Origin of the sequence: Citrobacter sp. Igbk 17 (assembly GCF_028069775.1) — a bacterium.
Classification (GTDB): domain Bacteria; phylum Pseudomonadota; class Gammaproteobacteria; order Enterobacterales; family Enterobacteriaceae; genus Citrobacter.
Map to the genome: position 1 here is coordinate 1 of NZ_JANEWI010000032.1, position 26,710 is coordinate 26,710.

Below are 26,710 nucleotides of genomic sequence, written 5' to 3' on the forward strand. Positions count from 1 at the left end.
GTATTCTTATTTCTATTAATCTGCTTCCTTTACGCACAAACACTAAAATAAATTACAATTAATTAACATCAATGCATCATTTCAAAGCAAAACAACACATAAAACCAGAGTGTTTCACAGTTTTTGATTGCGGTACTCCCTTTTCATCCGCTATGTTGAAAAAACGCCTGCGCCATCGGTTGAATCCGTATTTTTATTGATTTTAATCAGCAAGGAGCAGGTGTTTATTAGGCACATTCTCACACCGCTTTATGCTTTTTTTAGTTTTTTTACTTTCTGGGCGTCAATATGACAGGGGAAACAATGTTGACATTTATAGAACTCCTTATTGGAGTCGTTGTTATTGTGGGTGTAGCTCGCTACATCATTAAAGGTTATTCCGCAACCGGCGTATTGTTTGTCGGGGGCCTGGTTTTATTGATTATCAGCGCTCTGATGGGACACAAAGTTCTGCCCGGCAGTGCCGAAAGCACCGGTTACACCGCGACAGATATTGTTGAATATATTAAAATTTTGCTGATGAGCCGCGGCGGCGACCTCGGCATGATGATTATGATGCTGTGTGGTTTTGCCGCCTACATGACGCATATTGGCGCGAACGATATGGTCGTTAAGCTGGCCTCCAAACCCCTGCAATATATCAACTCGCCTTACATGCTAATGATTGCCGCCTATTTTGTTGCCTGCCTGATGTCACTGGCCGTCTCTTCGGCAACCGGGCTGGGCGTGCTGTTGATGGCGACACTCTTTCCGGTCATGGTTAACGTTGGGATCAGTCGTGGTGCTGCGGCGGCCATTTGCGCCTCCCCTGCCGCAATCATTCTTTCTCCAACTTCCGGGGATGTCGTGCTGGCTGCAAAAGCAGCGGAAATGCCACTGATCGACTTCGCGTTTAAAACCACGCTGCCGATTTCCATTGCTGCCATTATTGGTATGGCGATTGCCCATTACTTCTGGCAGCGCTATCTGGATAAAAAAGAGAACATCTCTCACGAAATGTTAGATGTGGCAGAAATCACCACCACAGCCCCCTCGTTTTACGCCATTCTGCCGTTTACCCCGATCGTCGGTGTACTGATTTTTGATGGCAAATGGGGCCCGCAACTGCACATCATCACGATTCTGGTGCTGTGCATGCTTATTGCCGCAGTGCTGGAGTTCATCCGCGGATTCAACACCCAGAAGGTTTTCTCAGGTCTGGAAGTCGCCTACCGTGGAATGGCAGATGCCTTTGCTAACGTCGTCATGCTGTTAGTTGCAGCCGGTGTATTTGCTCAGGGTCTGAGCACCATTGGCTTTATTCAGAGTCTGATCTCTATCGCCACCTCATTTGGTTCTGCAAGTATTATTCTGATGCTGGTCCTGGTGATTCTGACCATGCTGGCCGCAATGACTACGGGCTCCGGTAACGCGCCTTTCTACGCCTTCGTTGAGATGATCCCAAAACTGGCGCACTCTTCCGGTATTAACCCTGCCTATCTTTCGATCCCAATGCTGCAGGCGTCCAACCTCGGGCGCACAATCTCCCCGGTATCCGGTGTGGTTGTAGCTGTTGCGGGGATGGCGAAGATTTCACCGTTTGAAGTCGTAAAACGAACTTCTGTTCCGGTGATGGTCGGACTGCTGATTGTGATTATCGCCACTGAAGTGATGGTACCAGGTTCTTCTTCAGCCGTCGTTGGCGGCTGATACTCAGTGAAATGCAGGCCGGATAAGGCATCTACGCCGCATCCGGCATTTAAACCGCACCGTTGCCGGATGTCGATGCTAAAGCATCTTATCCGGCCTACGTCAGAAATCAGCATTTAGCCGCCGTGGTAAATACGCTGCGGTCTACCTACCTTCCCGTGAATAATCTCCGCAATGATCAAATGGCGGCTGGCACAGTACTCCAGGTAACGTCTGGATGTTGTACGGCTGATGGTAAGCGCCTGGGCGATCGTTTCCGCAGTATGATGTACCGTCGGGTCAGCAAACAACTTCAGTACCGCATTCAGCGTTAGCGCGTCGATCCCCGTCGGCAAATCCCCTTTCGGCTCCCCGCGCGCATATGCATTAAACATTTCATCAATCTGTTTTTGGCTGGCACTGTCATTACCGGCCAGCATTCTTCTGCGTTGCTGATACCGGGTAAGCGTCTGCCCCAGTCGCTCGTAGGCTATGGGTTTAACCAGATAATCAAACGCCCCGCTGCGTACGGCTTCTGAGACCGTGTCCATATCACTGGCCGCCGTGGTAAACACCACGCCGCCAGGGTAGCGTGCCTGAGTCAGCTCGTGTAACAGAGTTATGCCCTTGCCATCCGGCAAGTAGTTATCCAGAAGAATCAGACCAGGCTTGAAGCGCTCAATCATCATCCTTGCTTGCTCAAGATTACCCGCCAGCCATATCTGGCTAAAACCGGGTATATGGCGGATATATTCAGCATGCATTTCCGCCAGTAGCGTTTCATCCTCAACGATCAGTAGCGTTAATGGTTCCGTCATTGTTTTTTTTCACTTTCGGAAGAAATAAAGAAAATAAGGTACCGCAGGGGGAGTTATCTTCGAGCGTAATCACCCCATTACAGCGCCTCACATAACTTGCAATCAGATACAAACCGATGCCATGTTCGCCTGGTTCATCGGTACGAGTGCTCACACCCTGTTCAAATATTTTTTCGCGCAATGCTTCCGGTACGCCACAACCTTGATCGGCGACTTCAATGATCACCTCATCGCCCTCATCACTCAGATAGAGTTCAACGACCTTATTACCCTGCTGGGTACGCAAACTGGCTTCAAAAGCATTATCAAGCAGATTGCCAACAATTGCTGCAAACTCTGTGCTATCCAACCCCTCAGGAAGTTTATGCAGTTGACTGCCAGGGACAATGCTCATTGTGAGGCCCAGTTCCCGTGCACGCTGTACCTTGCCAAACAGCAGGCCTGCAACCTGACGATCGGCGAAAGCACCGCGCAGACTATCAATGAGTTGCTGCTGCGCCTGCGACTCTCCCTGAACCATGGCCAGCACCCGGTCATACTCTTTCATTTGCAGCAGACCATTGATGGTGGACATCCAGTTCAGGTGTTCATGACGTAGCGTTCTCAGACTTTCTACATACTGTTTGATTTGTGTTAACTGGGCATTCAGGGTCGCAATTTCATCTTTGCTACGAAAGCTGATGATAGCTCCGAGCAGTTCATCACCTGAGCGGATAGCCTCGCGGTTAGCAATAACACTCAACCCATTAAAGTTAACCATCGCATCCTGACGCTTTTCCGCAATCTGCTGGGTAAAAAAATCTGCTGGCTGAACGACTTCCGCAATCGGCTTACCCAACCACTTACGTCCAGGCGACGAGAGCCCCAGCATTTTTCTCGCACTGCGATTTATCGCCGTAATGCACCCTTCAGGGTCAACAGCAATTAAGCCTTCGTATACTGAGCTAAACAGCGCCTCCTGCTGACGTACTACCCGCGCGATTTGTTTGGGTTCCATACCCAACATCTGGCGTCGAATATGGGCGGCAAAAAACCAGGAAAGTAACATAAGCACCAGTAACAATAGAATGAACACCCCTGCCATCGGAAGTAAGAAATCCGAGCGCCAGCTGTCGATTTTACTGATCAGGTAGCCAATTGAGACAACACCGATGATTTTACCATCATCATCAAAGATAGGGGTTTTGGCGCGCATCGCCATCCCGATAGACCCTTTACCGGTAATAAAGTAGCTTTCCCCTTTCTCCAGTGCGCCGGGTTTGGTGAACTGCATGGGGTAGCCAATTTTATCCGGATTAGGGTGATAAAGACGGATCGAGTGGGTATCACCGATAACCACATAGTCAAAGTCAGTCCCGCTCTGCAACTTATCCGCTATCGTTGCCAGGCGCTTGTAATCACGGTGCTTCACAGCAGTAATAATGCTGTCGTTCGAGGCGATAATTTTCGCCTGATTCATTGCCATATCACGAACATGCGTTGCCAGATAATCTTCAAAGCTGGCGGTAAAGTATTGTGCTAATGCCGCGATGATAAAAACAGAAACGACCAGAATGAGTAGAAAGATACGCAACGGAAACGCCAGGCTGCGAAAAAAAGGAAACCGTGTTTTATTTTTCTTTTCCGACATGTTTTTTCCTCACCGACGTTAACCGAAACTTATTTTTCGTTGTATTTGTAATAAAAATGTTTTATTTACAAGTCACGGCCTAAAATAGGATCGTTACAGATTCCCCACCTTAAATCAATTAAACAAATAAAAACCACACGCTATTTCCGGGTTAAATTAATTAAAAAACTTAAAACCATAAAACACATTAAAACCATCTAACTTATTGTGAAATAAATCAAAATTTACCTCCAAAATACTCCTTACGATGTATGCAGCAGGGAAAAAAAGAAATACTCCGTAATAAAAAAACATTCCCTTCAATTGCAAACAAAACGTTATCAGGTTGCTAAACAGAGCAACAAAAACAGAAACCCAGTAACAAATATACCATCGGGGCTCTATTTACTATGTTCGGTAATAATATATTCACGCAAGTTAAACGCTCAGAAAATAAAAAGATGGCGGTTATCGCTCAATTTCTGAAAGAGAACGATTTGAGCGTTGATACCACCGTCGAAGTATTTATCACCGTCACCCGTAACGACCGCTTGATCGCTTGTGGCGGTATCGCCGGCAATATCATCAAATGCGTCGCTATCTGTGAATCCGTACGTGGTGAAGGCTTAGCGCTGACGCTGGCGACTGAGTTAATCAACCTTGCCTACGAGCGGCATTGCACCCATCTCTTCATCTATACCAAAACCGAGTATGAGTCACTGTTTAAGCAGTGCGGTTTTTCGACGCTGACCAGCGTGCCCGGCATTATGGTGTTGATGGAAAACAGCACCACTCGCCTCAAACGTTACGCTGAATCACTGGCGAAACAGCGCCGCGAAGGGAAAAAAATTGGCTGTATCGTGATGAACGCCAACCCCTTCACCAACGGGCACCGTTTTCTGATCCAGCAAGCCGCCGCACAGTGCGACTGGCTGCATCTGTTTTTGGTGAAAGAAGATACCTCGCGTTTCCCGTATGAAGACCGGCTGGACCTGGTACTCAAAGGGACTAAAGATATTCCACGTTTAACCGTACACCGCGGTTCGGAATACATCATCTCTCGCGCCACGTTCCCGTGCTACTTCATTAAAGAGCAGAGCGTTATTAACCACTGCTACACCGAAATAGACCTGAAAATTTTCCGTCAGTACCTGGCCCCGGCACTCGGCGTTACGCACCGTTTCGTCGGTACTGAGCCGTATTGCACCGTCACCTCCCAGTACAACAACGATATGCGCTACTGGCTGGAGACCCCAACACTTCCCGCCCCGCCGATTGAACTGGTGGAAATTGAGCGGCTGTGTTTCCAGGAGATGCCGATTTCCGCCTCCTGGGTACGCAAGCTGCTGGTTAAAAAAGATCTCACGGCTATCGCATCCCTGGTCCCCGAAGCCACGCTGCACTACTTGCAAAGCATGGTTGAGCGAACCTCATCGGCTGCGACAGTCCGCCAAAATACCCCCGCATTAGCAACAGGTGAAAAATGAAAATAAACCAGGCAGCCGTCGCAGGCACTCTCGAGTCCGGTGATGTGATGATCCGCATCGCCCCGCTCGATACGCAGGATATTGACCTGCAGGTTAACAGTAGCGTCGAAAAGCAGTTCGGTGATGCCATCAGGGCCACCATTCTGGACGTTCTGTCCCGCTATAACGTCCGCGGCGTGCAATTAAATGTTGATGATAAAGGCGCACTGGACTGCATTTTACGTGCGCGACTGGAAGCATTACTGGCCCGCGCCAGCGGCATTCCGGCTCTGCCATGGGAGGATTGCCAATGATTTCCGATTCTTTACAACAACGTAAATCCCGCACACGCCGCAGCATGTTGTTCGTACCAGGCGCTAACGCCGCGATGGTCAGCAACTCATTCATCTACCCGGCAGATGCGCTGATGTTCGACCTGGAAGACTCCGTCGCACTGCGTGAGAAAGACACCGCGCGCCGCATGGTGTATCACGCGCTGCAGCATCCGCTGTATCACGACGTTGAAACTATTGTACGCGTGAACGCCCTCGACTCCGAATGGGGCATCAATGACCTCGAAGCCGTCGTACGCGGTGGCGCTGACATCGTGCGTTTACCCAAAACAGATACCGCCCAGGATGTCACTGATATCGAAAGCGAAATCCTGCGTATTGAAAACGCCTGTGGTCGTGAACCCGGCAGCACCGGTCTGTTAGCCGCTATCGAATCACCACTTGGTATTACCCGCGCGGTAGAAATTGCCCACGCTTCCGAGCGTCTGATCGGTATTGCTCTCGGCGCAGAAGACTACGTACGTAACCTGCGTACCGAACGCTCCCCGGAAGGTACCGAACTGCTGTTTGCACGTTGCTCAATTCTGCAGGCTGCGCGTTCCGCCGGCATTCAGGCATTCGATACCGTCTATTCCGATGCCAATAACGAAGCGGGTTTCCTGCACGAAGCCGCACACATCAAGCAACTGGGATTTGATGGTAAGTCGCTCATCAACCCGCGTCAGATTGAACTCCTGCACAACCTGTATGCCCCGACGCGCAAAGAGCTGGCTCACGCACGTCTGGTGGTAGAAGCCGCTGAAGCCGCCGCCCGTGAAGGCCGTGGCGTAGTTTCACTGAACGGCAAGATGGTCGACAGCCCGGTTATCGAGCGCGCCCTTCTGGTTATCTCCCGTGCAGAACTTTCCGGCATTCGCGAAGAATAAGGCAAAAAAATGACGCAGAAAATCGAACAGTCTCAACGACAGGATCGCGTGGCGACCTGGAGCCGTCATGCAGAAAGCGAGCTTTCCGCTTATCAGAGCACCGCAAAAGTTGAATTGCAGGCGCAAAAACCGCGCAACAAAAAGCTGTGCGCTAACCTGGAAGAGGCCATTCGCCGTTCAGGTTTACAGGATGGCATGACCATCTCCTTCCACCACGCTTTCCGTGGCGGTGATCTGACGATCAACCTGGTGATGGATACCATCGCTGCAATGGGCTTTAAAAACCTGACGCTGGCTTCCAGCTCCCTGAGCGACTGCCATGCGCCGCTGGTTGAACACATTCGTCAGGGTGTCGTCAGCCGTATTTATACTTCTGGTCTGCGTGGCCCGCTGGCAGAAGAGATCTCTCGCGGTCTGCTGGCTGAACCTGTTCAGGTCCACTCTCACGGTGGTCGTGTACACCTGGTACAAAGCGGCGAGCTCAACATTGATGTCGCCTTCCTCGGCGTGCCGTCCTGTGACCCGTTTGGTAACGCCAACGGTTACACAGGTAAAGCCTGTTGTGGCTCGCTGGGCTACGCTCGTGTCGATGCTGAAAACGCAAAACAGGTTGTCCTGCTGACCGAACAGCTGCTGACCTACCCGCATAATCCCGCCAGCATTACCCAGGATCAGGTAGATCTGATTGTACAAATCGACCAGGTCGGTGATGCTGACAAAATTGGTGCTGATGCCACTCGCATGACCACCAACCCGCGCGAATTGCTGATCGCCCGCAGCGCAGCAGACGTTATTGCTAACTCCGGCTACTTCAAAGAAGGTTTTTCATTGCAGACAGGAACCGGCGGCGCGTCTCTGGCCGTTACCCGTTTCCTGGAAGACAAAATGCGCAGCCGCGACATCCGTGCTGACTTTGCGCTGGGCGGCATCACTGCCACCATCGTTGACCTGCATGAGAAAGGCTTAATCCGCAAACTGCTGGATGTACAGAGCTTCGACCGTAATGCGGCAGAATCTCTGGCACGCAATCCAAATCACATTGAAATCAGTGCTAACCAGTATGCCAACTGGGGCTCAAAAGGCGCCTCTGTCGATCGTCTGGATGTCGTGGTGCTGAGCGCGCTTGAAGTGGATACCAACTTCAACGTTAACGTACTGACCGGTTCTGACGGCGTACTGCGCGGCGCATCCGGTGGCCACTGTGATACAGCGGTTGCCGCAGCGCTTTCCATCATCGTCGCACCGCTGGTTCGTGGGCGCATCCCGACGCTGGTTGATAACGTCCTGACCTGCGTAACCCCGGGTTCCAGCGTTGATATCCTGGTCACTGACCACGGTATCGCCGTTAACCCTGCACGCCCTGAGCTGGCGGAACGTCTGCAAGAAGCTGGCATGAAAGTTGTTTCCATTGAATGGTTGCGCGAACGTGCACAGCAACTTACCGGCCAGCCACGCGCAATCGAATTCACCGACCGCGTCATTGCCGTAGTGCGTTACCGCGATGGTTCAGTGATCGACGTTGTGCATCAGGTGAAGGAATAAGCCATGCACCTGCTCCCTGAACACGCCACTTGCCACGCGGTTTCCATTCCCGAGCTGCTCGCCAGCCGTGATGAGAGACAAGCAAGGCAACATGCCTGGCTCGCGCGTCATCACGCGCCATTGGTCTCTTTTACCGTGGTAGCGCCAGGCCCGATCAAAGACAGCGAATTAACCCGTCGCATCTTTAATCACGGCGTCATCGCCTTGCTTACGCTGGCGAAACAATCATCCTGGATTGTCAGGGAGCAAACTTCGCTGGTCTCCGCCAGCGGTCCGGAAGGTCTGTTGTCCATCGAGGCGTCAGCCCATGACCTCAAGCTCGCCACTATCGAGCTTGAGCATTCACATCCGCTGGGACGGTTATGGGACATCGATGTCCTGACCCCTGAAGGAGAAATCCTGTCCCGCCGTCATTTCGCGCTTCCTGCCCGCCGCTGTCTGTTGTGCGAGCAAAGCGCTGCCGAATGCGCGCGGGGTAAAACCCACGCGCTTTCCGACTTACTCATTCAAATGGAGGCACTGCTGCATGATGCCGATTCCCGCAACATCGACGAATAACGCTGTCCTTCCACTGGATCTGCCCGACGCCTACGCAACACTTGCCTGGCGCGCCATGCTGACTGAAGTCAACTTATCGCCCAAGCCTGGGCTGGTGGATCGCATTAATAACGGCGCACATAAAGATATGGCGCTGGAAGATTTTCATCGCAGCGCAGAGGCTATCCAGGCCTGGCTGCCACGTTTTATCGAATACGGCGCATTCAGCGCGCAGTTGTCACCTGAAGATGTACTGAAAGGACTGCGTCCGCTGGGTATGGCCTGCGAAGCCGATATGTTTCGCGCCACCGCCGGGGTGAACACCCATAAAGGCAGCATCTTTTCTCTGGGACTGCTGTGTGCCGCCATTGGCCGCCTGCACCAGCTCCAACTGACTGTTACCGCTGAAACCATTTGCTCTACGGCAGCAACATTTTGCCGAGGCCTGACCGAGCGCGAACTGCGCCAGAACAATCAACAACTCACGGCTGGCCAACGTCTTTATCAGCAACTGGGATTAACCGGCGCACGGGGCGAAGCCGAAGCGGGATATCCGCTCGTCATCCAACATGCCCTGCCGCACTACCGCGCACTGCTGACTCAGGGCCGCGACCCTGAACTGGCGTTACTCGACACATTATTGCTGCTGATGTCTATCAATGGCGACACCAACGTGGCTTCACGTGGCGGCGCTGAGGGTCTGCGGTGGATACAACAGCAGGCCACCACATTATTGCAGCAAGGGGGAATTCGTACCCCTGCCGATCTCCATTACCTACGCCAGTTCGACCAACAGTGCATCGAACGCAACCTCAGTCCAGGAGGCTGCGCCGATCTGCTGATCGTCACCTGGTTCTTAGCTCAGATTTCGCAAGTTCATCATTATCACAATTAAAGATCCTTTCCGGAGAATCACACACATGTCTTTAGCAAAAGATAAAATATGGAAGTTACTGGCCCCATTGGTCGTAATGGGCGTCATGTTTCTTATCCCCGTTCCTGATGGAATGCCTCCACAGGCCTGGCACTACTTTGCCGTATTTGTGGCAATGATCGTCGGTATGATCCTCGAGCCAATCCCGGCAACAGCGATCAGCTTTATCGCCGTCACGATCTGCGTTATTGGCAGCAACTACCTGCTGTTTGATGCTTCCGAACTGGCCGACCCGGCGTTTAAAGCGGGTAAGCAAGCGCTGAAGTGGGGTCTGGCAGGCTTCTCCAGCACCACCGTGTGGTTGGTGTTCGGTGCGTTTATTTTCGCACTGGGTTATGAAGTCACTGGTCTGGGTCGTCGTATCGCGCTGTTCCTGGTGAAATTCATGGGTAAACGTACCCTGACACTGGGCTATGCGATTGTTATTATCGACATCCTGCTGGCACCGTTTACACCGTCCAACACCGCGCGTACCGGTGGTACAGTGTTCCCGGTTATCAAAAACCTGCCGCCGCTGTTCAAATCCTTCCCTAACGATCCTTCCGCACGCCGTATCGGCGGATATCTGATGTGGATGATGGTTATCAGTACCAGCCTGAGCTCCTCTATGTTCGTTACCGGCGCTGCGCCAAACGTACTGGGTCTGGAATTCGTTAACAAAATCGCTGGCATTCAAATCAGCTGGTTGCAGTGGTTCCTCAGCTTCCTGCCGGTCGGTATTATTTTGCTGATCGTTGCTCCGTGGCTGTCTTACGTGCTGTACAAACCGGAAGTCACCCACAGTGCTGAAGTTGCAGCATGGGCCGGTGATGAACTGAAAGGCATGGGTAAACTGACCCGTAAAGAGATAACGCTGATCGGTCTGGTACTGCTCAGCCTTGGCCTGTGGGTATTTGGCGGCAAGCTGATTGACGCTACCGCAGTGGGTCTGCTGGCGGTCTCCCTGATGCTGGCTCTGCATGTTGTACCGTGGAAAGACATTACTCGCTATAACAGCGCATGGAACACCCTGGTCAACCTTGCCACGCTGGTGGTAATGGCCAACGGTTTAACCCGTTCTGGTTTCATCGACTGGTTTGCCAACACCATGAGCACACACCTGGAAGGTTTCTCGCCTAACGCGACAGTAATCGTTCTGGTACTGGTGTTCTACTTTGCTCACTACCTGTTTGCCAGCCTTTCTGCGCACACCGCCACCATGCTGCCGGTTATTCTGGCGGTTGGTAAAGGTATCCCGGGCGTTCCGATGGAACATCTGTGTATCCTGCTGGTACTGTCCATCGGTATCATGGGCTGTCTGACTCCGTATGCCACTGGCCCTGGTGTTATCATCTATGGCTGTGGTTATGTGAAATCCAAAGACTACTGGCGTCTGGGTGCTATCTTCGGCGTTATCTACATCGCTATGCTTCTGCTGGTCGGCTGGCCGATTCTGGCAATGTGGAGCTAATCCGCGCGCTTTACGCATAGTCAAAACGCATAGCTAAAATGATGCCAGTCAGCTAAACCTGACTGGCATTTTTTATGATTAAATAGATGATATTCAGAATTTATATAAGTGTCCGAATTCATCATGACATCAACATGGCGTTCTTTTCCTTTACTGGCAGCGCTTCTGCTGCCGGTTTCAGTAGCCGGGGCCTCCCAACTTGAGGCCAAACAGTACGGCGATTTTGACAGCTACGTGCTGGCTCTCTCCTGGCAAACCGGTTTTTGTCAGAGTCAGCATGAGCGTAATCGTCAGGAGCCTGACGAATGTCGTCTGCAAAAAGAGACTGACAATAAAGCAGATTTTCTGACGGTTCACGGCCTGTGGCCCAGCCTGCCAAACTCAATTGCCGCCCGCGGTGTCGATAATCGTCGTTGGATGCGTTTTGGCTGTGCAACGCGCCCTATTCCCAACCTGCCTGAAGCTCGCGCCAGCCGGAAATGCGCCGCACCACAAACCGGTCTGTCACTGGAGAGTGCGGCGAAGTTAAGCGCCGTCATGCCCGGTGCTGGCGGAACATCCTGTCTGGAACGTTATGAATATGCCAAACATGGCGCCTGTTTTGGTTTTGATCCCGACGCGTACTTCGGCACCATGGTGCGGTTGAACAATGAGATTAAGAGTAGCGAGACGGGCAAGTTTCTGGCAGATAACTACGGCAAAACGGTTAGCCGTAGCGCATTTGACGCCGCATTCGCTAAAAACTGGGGCAAAGAGAATATCAAAGCAGTGAAGCTAAGTTGTCACGGCAACCCCGCTTATCTGACGGAGATCCAGTTTTCATTAAAAGCCGATGCCATCAACCAACCTTTATCATCCCGTTCATTCCTGCCGCAACCGCATCCGGGTAACTGCGGTAAACAGTTTATTATCGACAAAACGGGATACTAAACAGGGAGACCGACGCGCACACCCGGCGTCGGTCTGACGGCTTAACGTTTTGGACGCGCATCCGGACGCACCAGATCAAAGCGATGTGATTCATCAATTGAATAATACGCACTTGGCCCACCTGCACGCAGTACCGGGTGCGCTTTCGCCGTCTGGTAGATGCCCTCTTCCAGCAGCGATTCATCAATGTGGATACCGACCACCTCACCCAATATCAGCCAGGTTTCAACAGGGGTGCCATCTGCGGTCGTCAATTGCAGACTCTGAGATAAACGACACTCAAAATTGACGGGACTTTGTGCCACGCGTGGCACATTAACTAACCGACTTTCGGCTTTGCAAAGCCCTGCGGCAAAGAACTCATCCTCGCCGTGCGGCAGACTGGCCGACGTTTCGTTCATCGCGCTGGCCAACTCAAGGGTAGTCAGGTTCCAGACAAACTCACCTGTTTCGATAATATTCCGCACGCTGTCTTTCCAGCCGCTGCTGGCAAAACCGATAATCGGCGGATGATAGTTAAAACAGTTAAAAAAACTGTACGGTGCCAGATTATGCCGACCGTTACTGTCACTCGACGCAATCCACCCAATAGGGCGCGGCCCAATAATGGCATTGAGCGGATCATGTGGCAGCCCGTGTCCCTGTGACGGTTGATAGAAATACATAGTTTTCTCTGGTGAAGTTAGCCTCTGCTAAGCATAAATTATGCTTCGCTCATCCCCCTGGCGGAAGAGGATCAGCGTAGAACAATCCACGAACGATTACGACTGAATAAAGCCGAGTAGATCGGCGTTGATCTGGTGTTTATGGGTGGTGCAAATACCGTGAGATCCTCCGGCATACACCTTCAACTGTGCATCTGGTAGGATTTCTGCCGCGACCTTACCGCAGGTTTCAAACGGGACAATCTGATCGTCATCACCATGAATTACCAGCGTCGGAATGGTCATTTTTTTGAGATCTTCACGCAAGTCTGTTTCCGAGAAAGCATGTATACAGTCGTACAGTGCTTTGATTGATCCTTGTAAGCCCTGTTCGACAAAACTTTCACGGACCGCCTTCGACTCCTTTGCGCCCGGTCGATTGTAGCCATAGAATGCGGCCGTCAACTCATAGAAAAAGGCGGCACGATCGTTCACAACGCCTTCACGAATGCCATCAAACACCTCCTTAGGTACACCATTCGGGTTAAAGTCGGTTTTGATCATGATGGGGGTTACCGCACCAATGAGTACCGCTTTTGCTACCCTCTGCGTCCCATGGCGGCCAATGTAACGAGCAACTTCGCCACCGCCGGTAGAGTGCCCGACATGCACAGCATCTTTGAGATTGAGATGCGCGGTAAGTTCGGCCAAATCGTCAGCATACTGATCCATATTATTGCCATCCCAGGGTTGGGCCGAACGCCCATGCCCTCGTCTGTCATGGGCTATCACACGAAATCCTTTCGACCCGAGAAACAGCATCTGATCTTCAAACGCATCTGCGGTCAGCGGCCAACCATGGCTGAACACAATGGGCTGGCCGCTTCCCCAGTCTTTGAAATGCAAATAGCTGCCATCTTTTAAGGTAAGTTTGTCGTACTGGCTCATGAGATCTCCTGTCGAGGAACACTGAGTTGTCGTGGTGCGCCCGCAGCGAGCGCTTAAAAAGCATAATGCAAATTTGAGAACGATCACGTTTTTTGCCACCCCCTTCATCTGCAGCAATATTGATGATTTGCCTGAATGTGAACTAAATCACTTCAAACCAGGGGTAAGTCTCAGTATCATCATAAAAGCTAAACCCTTGCCGCCTGACGGTGAGGGTTTTCTTTTGGGATTATTTACCTGCGCATCCGCAGTATCGACGACATGGAGTAATAAATGTCCAGACCAACTATTATCATTAACGACCTCGATGCGGAACGCATTGACCGCCTGTTGGAGCAACCTGCGTTTGCTGGTTTACCGATAGCGGACGCATTAAACGCTGAACTGGATCGCGCCCAAATGTGTTCCCCGGAAACCATGCCGCACGACGTGGTGACCATGAACAGCCGCGTGAAATTCCGCAATCTGAGCGATGGCGAAGTGCGTGTACGTACCCTGGTATATCCGGCCAATATGACTGACAGCAGTACACAGCTTTCGGTAATGGCACCCGTCGGTGCAGCGCTTCTGGGTCTGCGCGTTGGCGATACGATCCATTGGGAATTACCGGGCGGTACATCGACCCACCTCGAAGTCATCGAGCTTGAGTACCAGCCTGAAGCTGCAGGCGACTACCTGCGCTAACTCTGTCTTATCAAAGCGACTCGCTTTATCTTACAGGGGATGCATCCGCATCCTCTTTCCGCTTCAACCTCTGCTTTCTTTCATTTGCTGCACTTCCTTTTCTCCTGTTCGCAAAACATAAATCTGTGTCGTGACTGACAGAATCATTTTTAATACTATGCTGTTATGTGTTCATGTAATGACAAGGAGAATGTTTATGTACAACACAATCATAATGCCTGTTGATGTATTCGAAATGGAACTGAGCGACAAGGCTGTTCGCCATGCAGAATTTCTGGCACAAGATAAAGGGGTTATCCATCTGCTGCATGTGCTCCCGGGTTCTGCCAGTCTGAGTCTGCACCGTTTTGCCGCTGACGTTCGTCGTTTTGAAGAGCATCTGCAACACGAAGCGGAAACCCGTCTGCAAACGATGGTCGGTCACTTCAGTATCGATCCTTCCCGCATTAAGCAGCACGTTCGCTTTGGTAGCGTGCGTGATGTGGTAAACGAATTGGGTGAAGAGTTGAATGCAGATGTGGTGGTCATTGGGTCGCGTAACCCATCAATTAGCACCCATCTGCTCGGCTCTAACGCCTCAAGCGTTGTCCGCCACGCCACCTTACCGGTGCTGGTCGTTCGCTAATAAAAAAAGAGGCTACCTTCCGGTAGCCTCTTCTTCCTACAAACCGATGAAATCCCATTTGTAGGCCCGATATGCTTGTGCTATCGGGCATTTCGCTTCTTTTGCAGGTGAGTCTTACTTTCTTATACGGTTGTGGTGCGAATCAAATAATCAAATGCGCTCAGTGAAGCTTTCGCGCCCTCACCAGTCGCGATGATGATCTGCTTGTACGGTACGGTTGTACAATCCCCCGCAGCAAAAACACCCTTCACGCTGGTCTCGCACTTGGCATCAATGATGATTTCCCCCATGCGGTTACGCTCAACGGCGCCTTCCAGCCAGTTCGTATTCGGCAACAGGCCAATCTGCACAAAGATACCCGCCAGTTCCACATTGTGGATATCACCGCTGACGCGGTCACGATACTCCAGACCGGTAACTCTACTGCCGTCGCCTTTCACTTCTGTGGTTTGTGCATTCAAAATGATATCGACGTTTTTCAGACTGCGGACTTTATTCTGCAGAACCTGATCGGCCTTCATTTCCGGGGCAAATTCCAGCAACGTCACATGTTCGACGATACCCGCCAGGTCGATTGCCGCTTCAACGCCGGAGTTACCGCCACCAATCACCGCGACGCGCTTGCCTTTAAACAGCGGGCCATCACAGTGCGGACAGTAGGTTACGCCCTTGGTGCGGTACTGATCTTCCCCCGGAACATTCATGTTGCGCCATTTTGCGCCGGTAGCAATGATGATGCTGCGCGCTTTCAACACCGCGCCGGATGCCGTTTCAATCTGATGCAAACCACCTTCCTGTGCTGCCGGAACCAGCTTACTCGCACTCTGGCTATCAATAACATCAACGTCGTAATCATCAACGTGCGCTTTCAGCGCGCCAGCCAGCTTCTGGCCTTCGGTTTTCGGTACAGAGATGTAGTTTTCGATATCAACGGTATCAAGAACCTGACCGCCAAAGCGTTCGCCCATCAGACCGGTGCGAATACCTTTACGTGCAGAGTACACCGCAGCCGCTGCCCCGGCAGGACCCGAACCAACGATCAGCACATCGTAAGCATCACGCTGATTCAACTCTTCCGCCGCGCGTTTTTCTGCGCCCGTATCAACTTTCGCTACAATTTCAGTCAGCGTCATGCGGCCCTGACCAAACTCTTTACCGTTCATATAGACCGCCGGAACGCCCATGACGTTACGGTCGGTAATTTCGTTCTGGAATGTACCGCCATCAATCGCCGTATGCTTGATACGCGGATTCAGCACGGACATCAGGTTCAGCGCTTGCACCACATCCGGGCAGTTATGACAGGACAGTGAATAATAGGTTTCGAACTCAAAGTCCCCGTCGAGGTCGCGGATCTGCTCCAGCAGTGACTGTGCCTCTTTCGACGGATGGCCACCTGTCCACAACAGCGCCAGAACCAGAGAGGTAAACTCATGGCCCAGTGGAGAGCCGGCAAAACGTGGCCCCTGGTGAGAACCCGGATTGGTGATCAGGAACGATGGCTTACGTACGGCCAGAGTATTGTCTTCTTTAAAGGTGACTTTTTCTGACAGTTCAGCAATTTCAGTCAGCAGCTCCTTGATTTCTGCCGATTTAGCGCTGTCATCCAGCGTAGCAATCAGCTCAACAGGTTTGGTCAGTTTCTCAAGATAAGCCTTGAGTTGGGTTTTCATATTTGTGTCGAGCATTATTCTTCCCTCTCTGAAAACATCATCATGCAAGCCGAATTCGCGGGGCTGCATCAATGCAACTTGCGTCATGGTGCTGGAATGAAACAGGCGCAAATTTGCGCCTGTGGAATGCCGGATGCACTACGTTTATCCGGCCTACAAATTATGCGACTTAAATCTTACCAACCAGGTCCAAGGACGGAGCCAGAGTGGCTTCGCCTTCTTTCCACTTCGCCGGGCAAACTTCGCCAGGGTGGGAAGCGACATACTGTGCAGCTTTAATTTTGCGCAGCAGGTCAGACGCATCACGACCGATACCTTCAGCGGTAACTTCGATTGCCTGGATGATACCTTGCGGGTCAACGACGAATGTTGCACGGTCAGCCAGACCTTCATCTTCACGCATGTTGTCGAAGTTACGGGTCAGGGCGCCAGTCGGGTCGCCGATCATCGCATATTTGATTTTCGCGATGGTTTCAGAGCTGCTGTGCCATGCTTTGTGAGTAAAGTGAGTATCGGTAGAAACAGAGTAAACGTCCACACCCAGTTTCTGCAGTTCTTCGTAGTGGTCAGCAACGTCACCCAGTTCGGTCGGACATACGAAAGTAAAATCAGCCGGGTAGAAGAAGAAGACACTCCAACGACCTTCGGTATCTTTCTCGGTTACTTCGATGAACTCACCGTTTTTGAACGCCTGGTTTTTGAAAGGTTTAATTTTGGTATTAATCAAAGACATCTGTACTTCCTCCGTGTTTTCGTTGAGGGATAAGTTAACGAAAATCATTGATAAGGGCTAATGCGTTTCCTTTATCAAATCAATAAGCGTTAACTAACAACCGACTCAACCGCATTTTGTAAACCCTATTCTAAAAGTAAAAAAGGCTCCCTTTGCAGGGAGCCTCATTACCCGAGTTACCCGCAAGTAACTTCAGTGCCAGCAGAACTGGCTATGTGTTGCGCTCTACATTACCTTAACCAAGGTCGTAACAGCGATTGGGATTACATCACCCAACTACCGAAAGGGCAATCGACAGACTGTCGATCTTACCTATGGCTGCGATAGGTTTTGCAACTTAACTCCCTTTCCTTCTAATTTTATAAGGAAAATCAATGTTTAAACGTACATTACTCTTAGCTCTCCTCCCTGCTGTCGTCCACGCTGAAGAGCTTCCTGCCCCTGTTAAAGCGATTGAGAAACAGGGCATTACGATTTTGAAGCCGTTCGACGCCCCTGGTGGCATGAAAGGGTACCTGGGCAAATACCAGGATATGGGGGTCACTATCTATGTCACGCCTGATGGAAAACATGCGATCTCCGGCTACATGTATAACGAGAAAGGTGAAAACCTGAGCAATGAGCTGATAGAAAAAGAAATCTATGCACCTGCCGGGCGCGAGATGTGGCAACGAATGGAAAAAGCGTCGTGGATTCTGGACGGCAAAAAAGACGCTCCGGTTATTGTGTATGTGTTTGCCGATCCATTCTGCCCATACTGCAAACAATTCTGGCAACAGGCACGTCCGTGGGTTGAGTCCGGCAAAGTTCAATTACGCACGCTGTTGGTCGGCGTGATTAAGCCCGAAAGCCCGGCAACCGCTGCGGCCATTCTGGCAAGCAAGGATCCCGCTAAAACCTGGCACGACTATGAAGCATCCGGCGGAAAAATGACGCTGACAATGCCAGCAACCCCGCCTGCCGAGCAGATGAAGACGCTGAATATCAACCAAAAATTAATGGACGATTTAGGTGCCAACGTCACACCCGCCATTTATTACATGAGCAAAGATAATACACTGCAACAGGCAGTTGGTTTGCCCGATAAAGAGAAGCTGGATATTATTATGGGAGCCAAATAGATATACGCAACGAATGATTGATTGATTGATATCATCTTCATATCAATCAATCTTCTTTCCATATCAATCAACGCATTAGCACTTTTTACCGCAAAAATAACCCTACCTGTGCTATTTTAGTATTATTAAACCATTCATTAAGTTTTATATGTAATGATAATGCATTACAACTTACACATAACAAAACAGAATAGTTCACAACAAAACTCAAACAGGAATTAGCGTATGGCTAACCTTTACGACCTCAAAAAATTCGATCTCAACTTGCTGGTTATTTTCGAGTGTATCTATCAAAATCTGAGCATAAGCAAGGCCGCCGAAACGCTGTTTATTACTCCCTCAGCCGTTAGCCAGTCGTTACAAAGGCTGCGTGCACAATTCAATGATCCTCTATTTATTCGTGCAGGAAAAGGTATTACGCCTACCGTAACGGCGGTCAACCTGCATCATCATCTCGAGAACAATCTCAACAGTCTGGAAGAAACAATTAACATTATGCACAGATCCAGTCTGAAGAAAAAATTTGTCATTTACAGCCCGCAAATTATCAATAACACGTACGTAACTGAGTTAATTCAATTTATCAGGGAAGACCAATATGTTGAAATTGAACACCATGACATATTGATAACATCGGAAACAGCGGAGGATCTGCTAGCCTACCGTAAAGCAGATGTTGTCATCACCACATCACCGGTTGTTAATCGCTCGATTATATACACGCCATTCAGAACGGTCGAAACCGTATTAGCCTGTAGCAAAAACCACCCCAGGATACATGATAAAGTGACTTTAAATGAAATACTTGAGGAGCAATTCACACAACTTATCACTGACGATGCCGGTGTGAAAGAGTACCATTCTGAAGCAAATTCTTTTATGTCTAATCGTAAGACAGGATTTTGTAGTGATTCGCTAATATCAATTATCAACATTATATCCCACACGGATATTATCGGTTTTCTTCCCAAAGTCACTTTTGAACTGTACGCCCCTCTGTTAAATTTAAAAGAGGTCAACACAAACCTTAAATTACCATCAATGGATCTATTTTTAATGTATAACCGGGCATCGCTCAACAATAAAAACTTCGAAGAATTTATCACTAAAATAAGTGAAAGAAACAAACAGAGCATAATACCCCACTGAGAAAATATTATTACAGCAAATAAGAACAACATTTAAATACATTACGTAAATATATTTAAATGTTGCACGATGCGTAAATTAGCCTATCTTATTGCAAGCATATATTAGAAATGTCACTTTTTATTCATTCAGTATGGACTTGCTATGTCTGTTTACAAAATCCCACTGAGTCAGAGCGTTCTGGAAGCCGCTCAGGAACGCATCACCTGGACTTTGGAAACACTGCCTCGCGTGTGCGTTTCATTGTCCGGAGGAAAAGACTCCGGACTCATGATGCATCTCACTGCCACTCTTGCGCGCCAGTTACATAAAAAAATCAGCGTATTGTTTATTGACTGGGAAGCGCAATTCTCTTGCACTATCGACTATGTTGAAGCGCTACGAGAACGCTATTCTGACGTTATTGAACGCTTTTATTGGGTAGCAATACCGCTTACCACACAAAATTCTCTCTCACAATTTCAACCGGAATGGCAGTGCTGGGAACCCAATACACAATGGGTGCGACAACCACCAGCAGATGCGATTACCGATCCCAATTTCTTTCATTTCTATCAACCCGGCATGACCTTTGAACAATTCGTTCGTGAGTTCGCTGACTGGTTTTCTGAAAAACGCCCTGCGGCAATGATGGTGGGTATCCGTGCCGACGAGTCATATAACCGTTTTGTCGCCATTGCCCATTCACGTAAGCAGCGTTTTGCCGATGACAAACCGTGGACTACCGCCGCGCCAGGAGGGCATACATGGTATATCTATCCAATGTATGACTGGAAAACAGCCGATATCTGGACATGGTTTGCAAAAACAAAAATGTCATGCAACCCCTTGTATAACCTGATGTACCAGGCCGGAGTTCCAACACGATATATGCGTATTTGCGAACCCTTTGGCCCGGAACAACGCCAAGGGCTGTGGCTGTATCATGTTATTGAGCCACAGCGATGGGCAGCCATGTGTGCCCGGGTTAGCGGTGTTAAAAGCGGCGGGATTTACGCTGGTCATGACAATCATTTTTACGGCCACCGTAAAATATTAAAACCAGAGCATTTAAGCTGGCAAACGTATGCCATGCTGCTATTAGACAGCATGCCGGAACAGACCGCAGAACACTACCGCAACAAAATCGCCGTCTATATACAGTGGTACAAGAAAAAGGGGATCGATGAGATTCCTCAATCCCAAGAAAGCGATATTGGTTCTAAAGACATCCCCTCATGGAGACGGATCTGCAAAGTACTGCTGAATAATGACTACTGGTGTCGGGCACTCTCATTCAGTCCCACAAAAATGAAAAACTATCAGCGTTATAACGAACGTATGAAAACCAAACGCCAGGAATGGGGGATCTTATGCAACGACGACTAACTCAGGAACTCACCGGTTTTCTTTCTGGTCTTTCAGAAGAAGAACGAATCGAAGCAATCAATGAATTCAGGATGGCAATCCATAGCGTCAGTCCTTTCCGTGAAGAACCGGTAGACTGCGTTCTGTGGATCAAAAATAACGCTATTTCGCCAAATGATTACAACCCAAATAACGTTGCGCCGCCGGAGAAAAAGCTACTGTTGAAATCCATTGAAGCCGATGGCTTCACACAGCCGATCGTCGTGGTTCAATCAGCCCAGGAAGAATATGAAATCGTCGACGGATTCCATCGGCATGAAATCGGCAAAAACAAATCATCGCTAAAATCACGCCTGAAAGGTTATCTGCCCGTTACCTGCCTACAACGCGGGCGTCATGAGCGCATGGCGGCGACAATCCGCCACAATCGTGCCCGTGGGCGGCATCAAATCCATGCCATGTCAGAAATCGTTCGTGAATTATCACAATTAGGCTGGAGTGAAGAGAAAATCGGTAACGAGCTGGGGATGGATAGCGACGAAGTCTTACGTCTGAAGCAAATCAACGGTCTGCAAGAGTTATTTGCCGACCGTCGATTCTCCAAAGCCTGGACGGTGAAATAGCTACAGCGCAACCAGGCGTTCTGCCGCTGCCAGCAGCGTCGATTCTTGCTTCGCAAAACACAGGCGAATCAGCTTATGGGGGAAAGGATCGGCGCAGAAAACGGACAGTGGGATCGCCGCCACACCGACCTCTTTAGTCAGCCATTGGCAAAATTCCACATCATTGAGATCAGAAACAGCACTGTAATCAATCAGCAAAAAGTACGTCCCTTCGCAGGGCAGTATTTCCAGCCGACTATCACGCAGCGCATTCACCAGCACATCACGTTTTCTCTGATAAAACGCGGGCAGCTCACGGTAGTGCGTTGGATCTTCGCGCAGCATATCCGCCAGCGCCAGTTGTGCCGGCGTGTTGACCGAGAAGGTTAAATACTGATGGACCTTACGTAACTCTGCGCTGATAGCCGGTGGCGCAACACAGTACCCCACTTTCCAGCCCGTCATATGATAGGTTTTGCCAAATGATGAAACGGCAACTGCGCGCTCCCTTAGTTGCGGATGCGCCAGCACGCTGGCATGCCCATGCGTGGCAAAACAGATATGCTCGTAGACTTCGTCACTGACGACATAAACCTCATGCCCGTTAATGGCCTGCCATAACGCCTCAAAATCCGCCTTCTGCCATACCGTAGCCGAAGGGTTATGCGGCGTATTTAGGATCACCAACCGCGTGCGGTCACTGATTAGCGCAGCAAATTCCTGCCAGTCGACGCGAAAAGACGGCGGTTGCAGCGCGATGCGTTTAACCACGCCGCCGGATAATGCGATCGCAGGCGCATAGCTGTCGTAGCTCGGGTCAAAACATATCACCTCATCACCGGGACGTACCAGCGCCGTAATGGCGGCATACAGCGCTTCTGTTGCCCCTGCCGTAACCGTCACGTCACTGTTTGCATCCGGCTTGTAGCCATACAGTTCGGCGGTTTTATCGGCAATGGCGTCGCGCAGCGGTTGCACACCCGTCATCGGCGCATACTGGTTTGCGCCATGCGCGACGTGATACGCCAGACGTTCTTGTAAAAAGAGTGGACCATCAAAATCAGGAAATCCCTGCGAGAGGTTAATCGCCTGGTGCTGCTGCGCCAGCGCGCTCATTTGCGTGAAAATAGTGGTGCCCAGATTAGGCAGTTTGCTTTGCGGAATCAGCGGGTTATTACTCATTATTGTTATCCCAGCGTGTAATGTTGTGGTTGAAGCCACTATAGCACGATGCTAGTATTTGGCAATCAAGACGTTCAGACGTCTATATAAAAATAACCTGCCTGGACAGGACAGTCAAAAGGACAACACAACATGAGTAATACCGAGATTCGCGTCGTCACCGGCCCGGCCAACTATTTTTCCCATCCCGGCAGCCTGTCGAGACTCAACGATTTTTTCACCAAGGATCAACTCTCACGCGCCGTCTGGGTATATGGTGAGCGCGCTATCGCTGCAGCCCGGCCTTATCTGCCTGAGGCCTTTCAACTTGCCGAGGCTAAACGTCTGCTGTTTACGGGTCATTGCAGCGAAACCGATGTTGCTCAACTGGCAACAGAGTCAGGAGACGACCGTAGCGTGGTGATTGGCGTGGGCGGCGGGACATTACTCGACACCGCCAAAGCACTGGCGCGCCGCCTTGGTTTGCCCTTTGTGGCAATCCCAACCATTGCCGCCACCTGTGCTGCCTGGACGCCGCTCTCCGTGTGGTACAACGATGCAGGTCAGGCACTGCATTTCGAAATTTTCGATGATGCCAATTTTTTGGTGTTGGTAGAGCCGGAGATCGTGCTTAATGCACCAGACGCGTATTTGCTGGCCGGTATCGGGGACACGTTGGCGAAATGGTACGAAGCGGTTGTGCTCGCCCCACAGCCTGAAACCTTGCCGCTGACCGTACGTCTGGGCATCAACGGCGCACTGGCAATCCGCGATGTTCTCCTTCAGAGCAGCGAGCAGGCGCTGGCAGATAAACAGCGTGGTGAATTGACCCGTGCATTTTGCGACGTGGTGGATGCGATCATTGCTGGCGGTGGTATGGTCGGCGGTCTGGGCGAGCGCTATACCCGCGTAGCAGCGGCACACTCAGTGCATAATGGCCTGACCGTCCTGCCGCAAACGGAGAAGTTTTTACACGGCACCAAAGTGGCGTACGGCATACTGGTGCAGAGCGCGCTGTTGGGACAAGATGATGTGCTAACGCAATTAATTACCGCTTATCAGCGCTTCAATTTGCCAACCCGGTTGGCTCAACTGGAAGTGGACATCAATAACCGCGCCGAAATCGATAAGGTGATCGCGCACACTCTGCGCCCGGTGGAGTCCATTCATGCGCTGCCGGTGAAGCTAACACCGGAAACACTGCGTGCGGCATTTGAGAAGGTAGAGACGTTTACGGTGTGATATGGTGCAGGTTGCCTGATGGCGGCTTCGCCATATCAGGCCTACGGCCAATGCAATGTTGTAAGCCGGATAAGCGTTAGCGCCATCCGGCAAAAATTCAACAGCACTTCGCGCCGCCTTTCCCCCCATAGCGCGCATCCTGGCGCTCGCGGAAAAATTCTTCATAAGTCATCGGTACCTGGTCCGGGTGCGTAACACGCATATGCTCAACATAGTTGTCATAATCCGGCACACCAATCATCAATCGGGCAGTTTGCCCTAAATACTTCCCAGCTTTAGCGAGTGTTTCAAACATAGTGAGTCCCTGTCGTACAAACGCCCTCCCCATTAAGGAGAGGGCTTTTCGTTAAGAGAATATTAGTGCGCGCCTTTCGCCTGCGCCACAATCTCTTCAACATTCTCGGGCATCGGTTCGTACGGTGTTTCTTTCGACGTTGGTTTGTCCTCTTTCAACGCTGCCAGCGCAGTTTTAATGGAGAACAGACCCAGTACCACCACGACCACCATGAAGAAGATAGTCAAGCCAGCATCAAGACGGTTGTTAAATACCAGTTGCGTCAGTTGCGACTGAGTGTACTGTGCCGGAATGTTACCGCTGTCGATCATCGCCTGGAACTTGTTAGCGATAGCCAGGAAGCCGATTTTCGCATCCGGGCTAAACGCTTTCTGCCAGCCCGCAGTCAGCGTACAAATCAGCAGCCAGGCGGTTGGCACCAGCGCCACCCACGCGTAGCGCTGACGTTTCATCTTGAACAGTACGACCGCACACAGCATCAACGCCATACCTGCCAGCATCTGGTTCGCGATACCGAACAGCGGCCACAAGGTGTTGATACCGCCTAACGGATCGACCACGCCCTGGTGCAGGAAGTAACCCCAGGCCAGTACGCACAACGCGGTTGCCAGCAAGTTCGCCGGTAGCGAGTCGGTCCGTTTCAGCCCCGGTGAGACGACGCCCAGCAGATCCTGCAGCATAAAGCGCGCGGCACGGGTACCCGCATCAACCGCCGTCAGGATGAACAGGGCTTCAAACAGAATGGCGAAGTGATACCAGAACGCCACATCCATCATGCCGCCCAGCGCACCGTGCAGAATGTAAGCCATCCCAACGGCCAGCGTCGGCGCTCCGCCTGCGCGGGAAATAATGGATTGCTCACCCACTTCATTGGCAATTTGGTGCAAGGTGTCCGGGGTAATCGCAAAGCCCCAACTGCTAACGACCTGCGCCGCAGAAGCGACCACATCCACCGTACCCGCAGGGGCCAGCACCGCCATCGGGCTGTTCATCGCAAAATACACGCCCGGATCGATGATACATGCGGAGACCAGCGCCATAATGGCGACAAAGGACTCCATCAGCATCCCGCCGTAGCCGATAAAGCAGGCCTGGCCTTCATTCGCCAACATCTTCGGTGTGGTACCGGATGAGATCAGCGCGTGGAAACCAGAGACTGCACCACAGGCAATGGTAATAAACAGGAATGGGAACAGGTTACCCGTCCATACCGGACCGGTACCGTCAACGAATTTGGTTAACGCAGGCATCGTCAGCGTTGGACGCATGATCAGAATACCCACCGCCAGACCAACAATGGTACCAATCTTCAGGAAGGTCGAGAGGTAATCTCGCGGTGCCAGCAGCAGCCATACCGGCAACACGGCGGCCACGAAACCGTAGCCCACCAGCATCCACGTCAGCTGTACACCAGTAAAGTCAAAATACGGTGCCCAGGTCGGGCTTTCCGCAACCCAGCCGCCGGAAATAATGGCAAAAACAAGGAATACCAGACCGATGACTGACACTTCGCCAATACGCCCCGGACGCAAATAGCGCAGGTAAATCCCCATAAAGATCGCCAGCGGAATGGTAAATGCGACGGTATAGGTTCCCCACGGGCTGTGGGTCAGTGCTTTCACAACGATCATCGCCAGTACCGCGAGGATAATCACCATGATCATAAAACAGGCCACCAGCGCAATCACACCGGCTGTAGGGCCCATCTCTTCTTTCACCAGTTCGCCAAGGGAACGACCATCGCGACGGGTAGAAACAAACAGCACCATGAAGTCCTGTACTGCCCCCGCGAGTACCACCCCGGCAAGCAGCCAGATCATACCCGGCAGATAACCCATTTGTGCCGCCAGTACCGGTCCGACTAACGGACCCGCTCCGGCAATTGCCGCAAAATGGTGGCCAAACAGTACTTTTTTATCGGTAGGAACGTAATCGAGCCCGTCGTTATGGCGCACGGCTGGCGTCATACGCGTCGGGTCCAGCGCCAGCACATTTTTCGCGATGTACAGGCCATAGAAACGGTAAGCGATAAGGTAGACACAGACCGACGCGACAACTATCCACAACGCGTTGATCTGCTCACCACGGTTTAACGCAATATAGCCGAGGGCAAATGCTCCCATCACGGAGAGCAATGTCCAGACGAGGTACTTCCCTGATTTGTTCATAGTTGTTATCCGTTGTCTGATCCAGAGAGATGTTACATTTTGTTTCTATAACATCTTTTCTGGATTTAACAACCTGACAACCATGCAAACCCGAAGTATCACTGAGTATTTACATTGCATTGTTAACTAGATCACTTCATTTACC

The 26,710-nt window shown here is 50.9% G+C and carries 25 protein-coding genes; 16 read left to right on the forward strand and 9 right to left on the reverse strand.

Features of this window, described 5'->3' with window-relative positions:
* Nucleotides 1-303: 303 nt before the first annotated feature.
* Complete coding sequence (gene dcuC / locus NNO08_RS17460) at nt 304-1,689, forward strand: anaerobic C4-dicarboxylate transporter DcuC (protein ID WP_271449873.1); 1,386 nt, start codon at nt 304-306, stop codon at nt 1,687-1,689.
* A gap of 116 nt (nt 1,690-1,805) precedes the next feature.
* Here the strand turns inward: dcuC and dpiA are convergent, their stop codons facing one another.
* Both dpiA and dpiB read right to left on the reverse strand, forming a co-directional pair.
* Complete coding sequence (gene dpiA, locus NNO08_RS17465; protein WP_271442590.1) at nt 1,806-2,486, reverse strand: two-component response regulator DpiA; 681 nt, start codon at nt 2,484-2,486, stop codon at nt 1,806-1,808.
* Nucleotides 2,455-4,116, reverse strand: coding sequence for a sensor histidine kinase DpiB (dpiB, locus tag NNO08_RS17470; protein WP_271449874.1), 1,662 nt, complete (start codon nt 4,114-4,116; stop codon nt 2,455-2,457). The genes dpiA and dpiB overlap by 32 nt, the downstream gene beginning before the upstream one ends.
* A 389-nt stretch (nt 4,117-4,505) precedes the next feature.
* Between dpiB and citC the strand changes: the two genes are divergently transcribed.
* The 8 genes from citC (at nt 4,506) to rna (ending at nt 12,173) form a co-directional block, all read left to right on the forward strand.
* Nucleotides 4,506-5,582, forward strand: a complete 1,077-nt coding sequence (gene citC / locus NNO08_RS17475; protein ID WP_137384519.1) for a [citrate (pro-3S)-lyase] ligase — start codon at nt 4,506-4,508, stop codon at nt 5,580-5,582.
* Nucleotides 5,579-5,875 (forward strand): citrate lyase acyl carrier protein, encoded by a 297-nt coding sequence (citD, locus tag NNO08_RS17480; protein ID WP_005120843.1) that lies wholly within the window; start codon nt 5,579-5,581, stop codon nt 5,873-5,875. The genes citC and citD overlap by 4 nt, the downstream gene beginning before the upstream one ends.
* Complete coding sequence (locus tag NNO08_RS17485) at nt 5,872-6,780, forward strand: aldolase/citrate lyase family protein (protein ID WP_137384520.1); 909 nt, start codon at nt 5,872-5,874, stop codon at nt 6,778-6,780. The genes citD and NNO08_RS17485 overlap by 4 nt, the downstream gene beginning before the upstream one ends.
* Before the next feature lie 9 nt (nt 6,781-6,789).
* On the forward strand, nt 6,790-8,322 hold the full coding sequence (citF, locus tag NNO08_RS17490) for a citrate lyase subunit alpha (protein WP_040232565.1): 1,533 nt from the start codon (nt 6,790-6,792) through the stop codon (nt 8,320-8,322).
* A 3-nt stretch (nt 8,323-8,325) separates the two neighbouring features.
* Nucleotides 8,326-8,880 (forward strand): citrate lyase holo-[acyl-carrier protein] synthase, encoded by a 555-nt coding sequence (gene citX / locus NNO08_RS17495; RefSeq protein ID WP_271455582.1) that lies wholly within the window; start codon nt 8,326-8,328, stop codon nt 8,878-8,880.
* On the forward strand, nt 8,849-9,754 hold the full coding sequence (citG, locus tag NNO08_RS17500) for a triphosphoribosyl-dephospho-CoA synthase CitG (RefSeq protein ID WP_271442587.1): 906 nt from the start codon (nt 8,849-8,851) through the stop codon (nt 9,752-9,754). The genes citX and citG overlap by 32 nt, the downstream gene beginning before the upstream one ends.
* 25 nt (nt 9,755-9,779) lie before the next feature.
* On the forward strand, nt 9,780-11,243 hold the full coding sequence (citT, locus tag NNO08_RS17505; RefSeq protein WP_003831271.1) for a citrate/succinate antiporter CitT: 1,464 nt from the start codon (nt 9,780-9,782) through the stop codon (nt 11,241-11,243).
* 123 nt (nt 11,244-11,366) lie between these two features.
* Nucleotides 11,367-12,173 (forward strand): ribonuclease I, encoded by an 807-nt coding sequence (gene rna, locus NNO08_RS17510; protein ID WP_271457194.1) that lies wholly within the window; start codon nt 11,367-11,369, stop codon nt 12,171-12,173.
* A gap of 41 nt (nt 12,174-12,214) precedes the next feature.
* On the opposite strand, the gene NNO08_RS17515 is transcribed toward rna, so the two are convergent.
* Together NNO08_RS17515 and NNO08_RS17520 are read right to left on the reverse strand one after the other, a co-directional pair.
* Nucleotides 12,215-12,838, reverse strand: a complete 624-nt coding sequence (locus tag NNO08_RS17515) for a flavin reductase family protein (RefSeq protein WP_271442585.1) — start codon at nt 12,836-12,838, stop codon at nt 12,215-12,217.
* A 96-nt stretch (nt 12,839-12,934) separates the two neighbouring features.
* Nucleotides 12,935-13,765 (reverse strand): alpha/beta fold hydrolase, encoded by an 831-nt coding sequence (locus NNO08_RS17520; RefSeq protein ID WP_271457195.1) that lies wholly within the window; start codon nt 13,763-13,765, stop codon nt 12,935-12,937.
* A gap of 273 nt (nt 13,766-14,038) precedes the next feature.
* On the opposite strand from NNO08_RS17520, the gene rnk reads away from it, so the two are divergent.
* Nucleotides 14,039-14,449 carry a nucleoside diphosphate kinase regulator gene (gene rnk / locus NNO08_RS17525; protein ID WP_005120853.1) on the forward strand — a complete coding sequence of 137 codons (411 nt, stop codon included), beginning with the start codon at nt 14,039-14,041 and terminating at the stop codon, nt 14,447-14,449.
* A 196-nt stretch (nt 14,450-14,645) separates the two neighbouring features.
* Entirely contained in the window at nt 14,646-15,074 is a 429-nt protein-coding gene (gene uspG, locus NNO08_RS17530; protein ID WP_005120854.1) for a universal stress protein UspG, read from the forward strand.
* A gap of 122 nt (nt 15,075-15,196) precedes the next feature.
* Here the strand turns inward: uspG and ahpF are convergent, their stop codons facing one another.
* Nucleotides 15,197-16,762 (reverse strand): alkyl hydroperoxide reductase subunit F, encoded by a 1,566-nt coding sequence (gene ahpF, locus NNO08_RS17535; RefSeq protein WP_271457196.1) that lies wholly within the window; start codon nt 16,760-16,762, stop codon nt 15,197-15,199.
* Nucleotides 16,763-16,916: 154 nt separating this feature from the next.
* The gene (gene ahpC, locus NNO08_RS17540) at nt 16,917-17,480 is read right to left on the reverse strand and encodes an alkyl hydroperoxide reductase subunit C (RefSeq protein WP_002894394.1); all 564 of its coding nucleotides are present in this window, start codon (nt 17,478-17,480) and stop codon (nt 16,917-16,919) included.
* A 374-nt stretch (nt 17,481-17,854) separates the two neighbouring features.
* Here ahpC and dsbG point away from each other — a divergent pair, with 374 nt between their 5' ends.
* The 4 genes from dsbG (at nt 17,855) to NNO08_RS17560 (ending at nt 21,720) form a co-directional block, all read left to right on the forward strand.
* Entirely contained in the window at nt 17,855-18,601 is a 747-nt protein-coding gene (dsbG, locus tag NNO08_RS17545) for a thiol:disulfide interchange protein DsbG (protein ID WP_271457197.1), read from the forward strand.
* 225 nt (nt 18,602-18,826) lie between these two features.
* Nucleotides 18,827-19,750: a DNA-binding transcriptional repressor CitR gene (gene citR / locus NNO08_RS17550; RefSeq protein ID WP_271457198.1), complete on the forward strand. Its 924-nt coding sequence runs from the start codon at nt 18,827-18,829 to the stop codon at nt 19,748-19,750.
* 144 nt (nt 19,751-19,894) lie between these two features.
* Nucleotides 19,895-21,118 (forward strand): phosphoadenosine phosphosulfate reductase, encoded by a 1,224-nt coding sequence (locus NNO08_RS17555; RefSeq protein ID WP_271455039.1) that lies wholly within the window; start codon nt 19,895-19,897, stop codon nt 21,116-21,118.
* Nucleotides 21,103-21,720 carry an IbrB-like domain-containing protein gene (locus tag NNO08_RS17560; protein ID WP_137384530.1) on the forward strand — a complete coding sequence of 206 codons (618 nt, stop codon included), beginning with the start codon at nt 21,103-21,105 and terminating at the stop codon, nt 21,718-21,720. Before NNO08_RS17555 ends, NNO08_RS17560 begins: the two co-directional genes overlap by 16 nt.
* On the opposite strand, the gene NNO08_RS17565 is transcribed toward NNO08_RS17560, so the two are convergent.
* Nucleotides 21,721-22,881 (reverse strand): pyridoxal phosphate-dependent aminotransferase, encoded by a 1,161-nt coding sequence (locus NNO08_RS17565; RefSeq protein WP_271441931.1) that lies wholly within the window; start codon nt 22,879-22,881, stop codon nt 21,721-21,723.
* A gap of 132 nt (nt 22,882-23,013) precedes the next feature.
* Between NNO08_RS17565 and NNO08_RS17570 the strand changes: the two genes are divergently transcribed.
* Nucleotides 23,014-24,102, forward strand: a complete 1,089-nt coding sequence (locus NNO08_RS17570; RefSeq protein ID WP_271450167.1) for an oxidoreductase — start codon at nt 23,014-23,016, stop codon at nt 24,100-24,102.
* A gap of 97 nt (nt 24,103-24,199) precedes the next feature.
* On the opposite strand, the gene NNO08_RS17575 is transcribed toward NNO08_RS17570, so the two are convergent.
* Both NNO08_RS17575 and cstA read right to left on the reverse strand, forming a co-directional pair.
* Nucleotides 24,200-24,397 carry a YbdD/YjiX family protein gene (locus NNO08_RS17575; RefSeq protein WP_202039182.1) on the reverse strand — a complete coding sequence of 66 codons (198 nt, stop codon included), beginning with the start codon at nt 24,395-24,397 and terminating at the stop codon, nt 24,200-24,202.
* 62 nt (nt 24,398-24,459) lie between these two features.
* Complete coding sequence (cstA, locus tag NNO08_RS17580) at nt 24,460-26,565, reverse strand: pyruvate/proton symporter CstA (RefSeq protein WP_271441929.1); 2,106 nt, start codon at nt 26,563-26,565, stop codon at nt 24,460-24,462.
* Between the last annotated feature and the right edge of the window lie 145 nt (nt 26,566-26,710).